General features: G+C 61.0%; 5 protein-coding genes. All 5 read left to right on the top strand.

Annotated elements, in window-relative coordinates; translation table 11 throughout:
• Positions 1-144 precede the first annotated feature (144 nt).
• The 5 genes from SPHV1_RS02870 to SPHV1_RS02850 all read left to right on the top strand — a co-directional run bounded on the left by SPHV1_RS02870 (position 145) and on the right by SPHV1_RS02850 (position 5,319).
• Positions 145-1,644 carry a lipopolysaccharide biosynthesis protein gene (locus tag SPHV1_RS02870; RefSeq protein WP_054944591.1) on the top strand — a complete coding sequence of 500 codons (1,500 nt, stop codon included), beginning with the start codon at positions 145-147 and terminating at the stop codon, positions 1,642-1,644.
• A gap of 11 nt (positions 1,645-1,655) precedes the next feature.
• Positions 1,656-3,344, top strand: a complete 1,689-nt coding sequence (locus tag SPHV1_RS02865; RefSeq protein WP_156367212.1) for a glycosyltransferase family 39 protein — start codon at positions 1,656-1,658, stop codon at positions 3,342-3,344.
• Between the two features lie 249 nt (positions 3,345-3,593).
• On the top strand, positions 3,594-3,929 hold the full coding sequence (locus SPHV1_RS02860; protein ID WP_156367211.1) for a hypothetical protein: 336 nt from the start codon (positions 3,594-3,596) through the stop codon (positions 3,927-3,929).
• Positions 3,926-4,897, top strand: a complete 972-nt coding sequence (locus SPHV1_RS02855) for a hypothetical protein (RefSeq protein WP_054944588.1) — start codon at positions 3,926-3,928, stop codon at positions 4,895-4,897. Before SPHV1_RS02860 ends, SPHV1_RS02855 begins: the two co-directional genes overlap by 4 nt.
• Entirely contained in the window at positions 4,894-5,319 is a 426-nt protein-coding gene (locus tag SPHV1_RS02850; protein ID WP_054944587.1) for a DCC1-like thiol-disulfide oxidoreductase family protein, read from the top strand. Before SPHV1_RS02855 ends, SPHV1_RS02850 begins: the two co-directional genes overlap by 4 nt.
• Positions 5,320-5,443 lie beyond the last annotated feature (124 nt).

The raw sequence follows: 5,443 nt of genomic DNA, 5'->3' as shown, positions 1-5,443 counted from the left end.
TTTTGCACCGCCGTTCTCACACTCAGGGTGAGCGATTGCGTCAGCTATATGTCGATCTGGCCCGATCCGAGCCGTGATCGTGTCATGAAACGGAGGCAAACTTGGGCGGTCTGATCATCGGGCCTGGCAATTCGAAGGATGCCAATGGACATCGTGTCTGAGAGCAACGACGCCTCGGTCCGGGAAAGCCCGCCAAAGGATGGGAAGCGCCAGCTGAGGAAAGTTGCGGCGCGCGGCGCTGCCTATTCGGGCATTGCGCAAGGGCTCAAGGTCCTCCTGTCGATGGCGTCGGTCATCGTGGTGGCCCGGCTGCTCGCACCGTCCGAGTTCGGCGTCATCGCCATGACCACGCCGATCACGGGTTTCATCCTGATCTTCCAGAATCTGGGTCTGAACCAGGCAGTCGTGCAGGCCCGCACGATCAATGAGGAGCAGACCAATGCCCTGTTCTTCTACAACCTCGCCGCTTCGGCAGCGATCGCCCTGATCTTCCTTGCCATCTCTCCGCTGGTGGGGCTGTTCTATGGCGATCCGCGGCCGGCAATGGTGACCGCCGCCAGCGCTCTGACCGTCCTGCTCACCGGCACGACCCTCCAGCACACCGCATTGCTCAACCGCGCCATGCGCTTTCGCGCGCTCAGCTTCGTGGATGTGACGACGGCGGCGGCCGCACTGCTGTTCACCGTGGGGTTTGCGCTCTGGCTGCGCAATTTCTGGGCGCTCTGGCTCGGCGCATTCTGCGGCACCATCGTCAATGCCGCGCTCGTCTGGCGCATCGACCGCTGGCGCCCTTCGCGCCGGATCGTGTGGGGCAGCGCGCGCAACATGGTGAAGTTCGGGGCGAACCTGACCGGCTTCAACTTCCTGAACTTCATCCGGAAGAACATCGACAACATCCTGATCGCCAAGATGTGGGGCTCGTCCGCGCTCGGCCTCTATGACCGCAGCTACAAGCTGATGATGTTCCCGCTCGAAAAGGTGAACTCCCCGCTCGCCCGGGTCATGCTGCCGGCCCTTGCGCGCGTGCAGGACGAACCTGCCCGCTACCGCCGCATGTTCCTGCTTGCGATCCAGACGCTCTCCATCGTCTCGGTCCCGGGCATCATGGCGGTTGCCATGTGCAGCGACGTGGTCATTCCGCTGCTCTTCGGGGCGCGCTGGACCGACGCGAGCCCGATCTTCTTCTGGCTGAGCCTGGCGGCGGTGACGCAGCCGGTTTCCAATGCGACCGGGTGGCTGTTCATCAGCTCCGGCCGGACCAGGGAAATGTTCCAGTGGGGCCTCTATTCGACCCCGGTGACCATTGCCGCCTTCGTGATCGGCCTGCCGTGGGGCCCCGTGGGCGTGGCGAAGGCCTATTTCCTCAGCCAGGCCGTGACTGTCCCGGTCCTCTATTACTGGTGCACCCGCGGCACTGCGGTTTCGGCGCGCGATCTCTATGCCGCGATCCTGCCCACGCTGGTCGGCGGTCTGCTCGCCTGGTCGCTGGTCTTGCTTGCGCGCGAGCATCTTTCGACCGTTCCGCTGCTCGCAACCGCCTTCGTCTGCTCCTACGGCTTCAGCGTCGCTGTTCAGGCGGTCACGAAGAAGGGCAGGACGGCGCTTGTCGAGATGACCCGGATCCTCTCCGCGGCGCGACCCTAGGACGGCAGACCATGCAAACCGCCCCACCGCCCCAGATCAGATCACGCCGGTTCGATCCGGTGTACCTCTGGGCCATGGCGCTGTTTCTCGCCGCCCTTGCGATCCGCCTGACGTGCAGCCGGATCATCCCGCTCCATCCGGATGAGATCTTCCACATCCTGACCGCGACATCCTGGGCGGATGACGGCAGCTTCAGCCTTGGCGACGGCAGTTACACACGGGGCTGGATCTACACCGTGCTGGCGGGCGAGAGCTTCCGCACCTTCGGACATGTGAGCGTATTTCTGGCACGCCTGCCGGCCATCGTCGCCGGCGCGCTGATGGTGCCGGTGATCTTCCTCTGGATCGGCAGGTCGGCCAACCTGACCGCTGGCTGGATCGGCGCACTTCTCGTCTGCGGCACGGAACTGATGATCCGGACATCGGACTTCGCGCGCTTCTATTCCCTGCAGGCCCTGCTGGTGCTGGTGGCCGCCGCGATGGTATATGAATACCTGCTCCATCTTTCGCGAAAACGGATTTGGCTCCCGGCCGTCGCGCTGGCCTGTCTGGGGCTGGCCGCGCAATTGCAGATCACGACCATTGTGGCGACCGGCGCCATCGGCATCTTCGTCGCCCTGTACCTCGCCACGCGGCCGCAGACGCGGTCCCTGCTGGCAGACACGAAGATGCGCTGGCTTGCCGGCGTCCTCGTCCTGCTGGCGGCAGCCGGCGCCGTCGTGGTCGTCTATCTGGGGCTCCCCCGGCTCCTCGAGGCAGAGCCATGGGCGGAAAAGCACAGGTTCGACTACCTGTTCTACCACGTGCTCCTCAGCCGCGACTATCGCCTGTTCTGGTACCTCATGCCCCTGGCCGCCTTGCCGGCCATGGCACGATACCCGCGCCTCACCACCTATTGCCTTGCCCTCTGGCTGGTTCCGCTTTTGGTCCATTCGTTCGGAGGCATGAAGGCAGACCGCTACATCTCCTATGCCTTCACCTTCTTCCTGGCCTTCTGGGGCATTGCACTTGCCGCGGCCGCGCCCTGGCTGAAATCCGCAGTCGTGCAATGCCTGGAGACCTTCCAACGGACCACAGCCATTCCGCTGGGAGAGCGGGCGCGCAGGCTGCTGGTGCCTGTTATCCTCGTTCTTTGCGCCATCTCGGTGATCGCCGTTAACACGAAGCTCGTCGACAGCCCGAAGCTCATAGCCAAAGGCCTGCTCGCATTTGCCCGCGCGCCCGGCGGCATCTTCCGAAACCCGCCCGATCCGGAATGGGACCGCGGACTGGAGGCTATCCGCCGGGACCTGAACGAAGGCGCGGTCCTGATCGGCGTGGATGAACTGCGCACGACGCTTTACCTGCAAACCCCGAACTTCGGCATGTACCTTCCCCCGGACACGGCCACATTCAAGCGAAATGGGTTCACGATCGACAAACGCAACGGCCGTCCCGTCATCGAGAACGTGAAGGATCTGGAGAAGGTCTTCTCATGCATCGATCGCGGCGTACTGCTGGTACCGGCCCGGCGCTGGCTGCAATACGGGTTCCTCGATGCGCCGATGGCAGAGTTCATCAGTGCCAGGACCCGGTTGGGGCAGCCGCGAATTCCCGGCTTCTACGTCTACCGCTGGCAGCACCGCGTGAACCTTCAGGGATGTGCCGCGGTCCGGAACGAAGCGCAGATACGCAAGATTTCCGCGCCGCTGGAACCGTGACCTTGTCGGTCCCAACCGGCTCGAAGACCAATTACGGCTGAAGCATCCCGGTCGGTACGGTGAGTTTTTTGAAGTCAGTCATGAGTTGAAAACAGGCAGGACGCGAACGCGGAAGGTGAAAGCTATGCGACTTCAGATCGAGTTCTATCGCTTCCGTTTGCTTTCTCTGATTATCATTCTGGTGCTTGGCGCTCAGTTGGTAGCGTCATTCGGCCACGCGAACCGGTTCTTCCGTTCATGTGGTATCCCATGTATGCGACAGCGCATTTCGACGGTGAGCGCATTAATATCGAACATCGCATTTACGCAGTCACGCCGAACGGTGACCGGCAGTACATCGATCCCTCCAAGGATCTGAAAATCGATTTCTGGAGATACGAGCGACGCTTTGCCCGTCCCCTGCGGGACAGGAAATTGGACAGGATCAGGCCGATCCTTGGAATGGTCGTCGAGCGCTATCCCACTTTTACCGAGCTACAAGTGGAAGATTATCCGTTGATCATCACCAGGCAGGGACCGCGGAAGGCGCAAAGGCAGGTCATCGCCGCCATCTCACGGGCCGAGGTTGAGGAGGCCCTGAAATGACGACGTTTTCTCTCACACAGAAGTGGGACCGGTACTGGTTCCCAGATGCGCCTTTGCTCGACCTTGCGATCCTTCGCGTGATTGCCGTCGGCACGCAGTTGGCATTGATGGTGTTCGACAGTCGCTATGGCCTCGTGAGTTTGCGCGAGATCAGCGAACTGCCGGTTTCATTCTATCGCCCCCTGCCCTTCTTCAGACCCATCCTTGCGATCTTGGGCGGACATACCTTCACGATCTCGGAAATCCAGACCATCCACATTGCAGCAATCGCAGTTGGTTTTGCCGCACTAGTGGGTCTCTGGACGCGGGTCACCCTGTTCCTCTTCGCGGCAGGCGTTATGCTCGTGCAGCTCTGGGCGCTCTCGCATGGAGACATACACCATCCCGAAGCGGCAATGATGATCGCGCTGGGCGTCCTGGCCTTGTCACCTGCCGGAGCTGTCTTGTCGCTCGATGCATGGCTGCAGCGTGGTTCCAGGCGCACCACCTTCCAACAGCAAGTGACAAGTTTGAGCAGGGAAGCAAAATGGCCGATATTGGTCGTCCAATGGCTCTTTGGCCTGATGTACCTGTCGGCATCATATTCCAAGCTGTCCATTGGCGGCGTCGACTGGCCGAATGGCTTCACGCTTCAGTATTATCTCGCGATGGACGGCCTGCGCTGGAATTCACTCCTCGGCGTCTGGCTCAGTCAGTTCCATTGGCTTTGCGTCATCGGGCAATGGGCCGTGCTCATCTTCCAGAGCACGTTCTTCCTTTCGCTCATCTTTCCGAAGCTGAAATGGCTATATGTACCCATAGGGATGGCCATGCACATCGGCATCTATCTGATGCTCAAGGCGCCATTCTGGCAGTGGACTGCCCTCTATCTGGTATTCATTCCCTGGTCAGCGGCGCTGACTTACATGAAATGGATGCCAGAGCGCCCAAAGGCCGAGATGGGATTTGGCGAAGCGAGCACGCGATGATCAAGAACCCCGCCTCGGAAGCGGATGCCGGGACCGGCGTCGCCCCTGGTGACACCTATCTCATCTATGATGGGGAGTGTCCCTTCTGTTCATCATACGTGAAATTCATGCGTCTGCGCGAAACGGTGGGCCCGGTTCGTTTGATCGATGCGCGCAAAGGTGGACCGGAAGTCGCCCGCGTCCGGAACATGGGCATGGATCTCAACGAAGGAATGGTCTTCCACTATTCCGGATCCTTCTATCACGGCGCGGACGCGCTCAACGTCATGGCCCTCTTGAGCGACGGACAATCCTGGTTCAACAAGCTGAACGGCGCTCTGTTTCGTTCCAAAATGGTCGCACGGGTCAGCTATCCCTTCATGCGCGCCGGTCGGAACAGCGTATTGCGCATTCTCAGGCGATCGAAGCTTCCGGGGCCATAAGCGACAGTCTGCCCTACCGGAATTCGGACGTGACAGATGTTGATATCCTGCGGCCTGATCGATCGGCTCTTGGCGACCCTTCAGAACGATCGCGTAAAGCCAAATTCGGTGCGGACCCTGCGAT

The organism is Novosphingobium sp. KN65.2, from assembly GCF_001368935.1.
Classification (GTDB): domain Bacteria; phylum Pseudomonadota; class Alphaproteobacteria; order Sphingomonadales; family Sphingomonadaceae; genus Novosphingobium; species Novosphingobium mathurense.
This window is presented reverse-complemented; position numbering and strand designations above follow the sequence as displayed.